The organism is Hydrogenophaga sp., assembly GCF_041633695.1.
GTDB lineage: Bacteria > Pseudomonadota > Gammaproteobacteria > Burkholderiales > Burkholderiaceae_C > Hydrogenophaga.
Genome location: NZ_JBFJMY010000507.1, coordinates 1 through 2,762 on the forward strand (window position 1 = coordinate 1; position 2,762 = coordinate 2,762).

Here is a 2,762-nt window from a genome sequence, read left to right on the forward strand (position 1 = left end):
CAAGGGCCCCGAAGCCGGAAAGACGTTGCAGCCCGTAGAGTATGGTCAGTTGGGTGAATATCTGAAGATCATCCGCGCCGTCTACACCAGCAAGAACATAACGGTCAAGGGCTTGCTTGTTGGTCATGACAAGGGAGGGTTTGAAGAGCACGACACGCGCATAACGGTCATGACCTGGTCAGAAGTTTTGGCCGAAGCGCGCAACCTTCACGTTGAATATCTAAGGGCTTTGTTGCTCGCGTCCGATCCCACAGCCACGGACGCCCGGTTGAGGCAGATTGCCGATTTCGGCGGCAAGGAGACGATGGAGCTATTGGCACGGCTCGCGCCGGTGGGGGACTTTCCAAACGTCATAACCGACATGCTAAATCTGCTGGGAGGTCCAACAGATTCAACTCCAGCCATGGCTTCGACGCCGGGCCCCAAGCCAGATGCGGCTTTGTCATAAGCGGAAGTCGTTCTGTTGACTCTGCATCCAAATGGAGCAACCACATGACGTGGGCTGATGCCCTCCGGGCAAGCTGCCGGGGCGAAAAACTGCTGGCTGAGTCCGTGATCACTGCGGTGCAGACGTTCCTAGACCGCGACGCGTATCTTCTGCAGGCAGACGTGAACGAACGGACGATGACGCATCGATTCGCGATCTACGTAGAAGCTGCGTTCGAGGGCTCGGACGTTGACTCTGAATACAACCGTGACGGCCATGATCCCAAGGTAATCGCGTTTGGATCAAGCGACGACGCTGAGCACGGGAGCCGAGTTTTTCCCGACGTGATTGTTCATCGACGAGGTACTGGCGACAACCACATCGTTTTCGAACTCAAGAAGTCCAACAACCCAGAATCTGACGACCGCGACTTCGAGAAGCTGGGTGGTTACTGCAGTCTACTGGGTTACCGGCACGGTGTCTTTCTGCGTCTAATCGTGCGATCAGATCAGCCCGGCGTAGGTCGCGCTGAGTTCGTCTATGGCAGCCCGTAGCGCTGTCAACTCAGGAAAGTCGCCTGCGAACACGGTGCGGCCGACGGGGTTTGACGACGTTGCACCAACAACGCGCACCCGCATGCAAGCGGTGAAGAGGCGTATCCGTCCGGTGACCCCATATTGAAAGTGCCGTGAGAAGCGGGCATCGTGTCCACGATTGGAGGATCGTGGAGACGATGGAACAGTTTTCAAGCGAAGGCCGGCCGCGCCGGCGTGAATACAGCAAAGCGTTCAAGGCACAGTTGGTGGCAGCGTGCGCGCAGCCCGGTGCCAGTGTCGGTGGTGTGGCCTTGTCGCACGGGCTGCACGCGAACATGGTGCACCGATGGATTCGGGAGGCGGGCTCTGTGCGCGCTCAACCGGGCGTCTGTACGGATGCTGAGCCCGGCTTCATCTCGCTGCCGCTGGCGGCAATGGCGGCCAGCACCCATGATGAGCAGGCGCTGGCTGCCTTACCGCCATCTCCGCCTTTACCGCCGCTGGCTGCGCCAGTCCAGGTGCGCCTGCAACGCGGCGAACTGGTGGTCAGCCTGCAGTGCCCACTGGGCCAGTGCGGGGCGCTCTTGCGCGAGGTGTTGCGGTGATCCGGGTCGATGCGATCTGGATGTCCACGCAACCGCTGGACATGCGTGCCGGCCCCGAGACGGCCCTGGCCAGAGTGGTGCAAGTCTTTGGCGCGGCCCGCCCGCACCACGCGTACCTCTTTGCCAACGCACGAGCCAACCGCCTGAAGGTACTGGTGCACGATGGCTTTGGCGTCTGGCTGGCCGCACGGCGCCTGAACCAGGGCAAGTTTGCCTGGGGCGATGAGCGCCTTGGTCCTCGGCTCACACTCAGCGTCGAACAACTGCAAGCCCTGGTCACGGGCTTGCCCTGGCAGCGCCTGGGAGAAGACGCTGTGATCACGGTGCTGTGATGTTGGTCGCCCGTCGGGTGGCGTTCAATTCGTGGATACGCCAGTAGGCGGCTGCCCGCTCATCGCAGATGATGACGGCCATGAACGAAACGGTGGATCTGCAGAGCATGAACGAGGCGCAAATGCGCCAGATGCTGCAGCACCTCATGAGCGAGCTCAAACACAAGCAGACGCTGCTGGACAAGCTCAGCTACGAGATGGCGATCCTCAAGCGGCTGAAGTTTGCCGCCAAGACCGAGGCACTCAACGCCGATCAGCGCAGCCTGCTGGAAGATGCCCTCGAAGAAGACCTGCAGGCAGTGGGTGAGGAGATCGAGGAGCTGCGCCCGGCTGAAGAGCGCAGCCCACGCCAGCAACCCAAGCGCCGGCCACTGCCGGCACAACTGGCGCGCCAGGAATTCACACACGAGCCCGAGGTGACCGAGTGCTGCGGTCAGGCCATGCGCCGCATGGGCGAGGACGTGGCCGAGAAGCTCGACTACACGCCCGGCGTGTTCACGGTGCACCGCCATGTGCGCGGCAAATGGGTGTGCGCATGCTGCCAGACGCTCAAGCAGAAACCGGTCGAGGCGCACATCATCGACAAGGGCCTGGCCACCACCGGCTTGCTGGCCCAGGTGCTGGTGGCCAAGTACGCGGACCACCTGCCCCTGTACCGCCAGGAGACCATCTATGCCCGTGCTGGGGTGCCGCTGGCACGCTCGACCCTGGCGCAGTGGGTGGGCAGCTGCGGCGTGCAACTGCAACCGCTGGTCGAAGCGCCAAATCCGGCCACCGCGACGCACGCACCGCTGCACGCGTCAACGGCAGCCGTGCCCAAACCGGACGCGGCAATGCAAGGTAAACTCCTGGCCATCCCATC

The 2,762-nt window shown here is 62.2% G+C and carries 5 protein-coding genes; all 5 read left to right on the plus strand.

Translation table 11 applies throughout. The features are described from left to right. Positions 1-448, plus strand: a 448-nt coding sequence (locus ABYB95_RS20840) for a hypothetical protein (protein ID WP_372661401.1), incomplete at its 5' end; no start/stop codon positions are given. Between the two features lie 44 nt (positions 449-492). Continuing rightward, on the plus strand, positions 493-981 hold the full coding sequence (locus ABYB95_RS20845; protein WP_372661403.1) for a hypothetical protein: 489 nt from the start codon (positions 493-495) through the stop codon (positions 979-981). 179 nt (positions 982-1,160) lie between these two features. Next, on the plus strand, positions 1,161-1,568 hold the full coding sequence (locus ABYB95_RS20850) for a transposase (protein WP_372661410.1): 408 nt from the start codon (positions 1,161-1,163) through the stop codon (positions 1,566-1,568). 20 nt (positions 1,569-1,588) lie between these two features. Then, complete coding sequence (gene tnpB / locus ABYB95_RS20855) at positions 1,589-1,900, plus strand: IS66 family insertion sequence element accessory protein TnpB (RefSeq protein WP_011804029.1); 312 nt, start codon at positions 1,589-1,591, stop codon at positions 1,898-1,900. A gap of 80 nt (positions 1,901-1,980) precedes the next feature. Beyond that, positions 1,981-2,762, plus strand: a 782-nt coding sequence (locus tag ABYB95_RS20860; RefSeq protein ID WP_372661407.1) for a transposase, incomplete at its 3' end; no start/stop codon positions are given.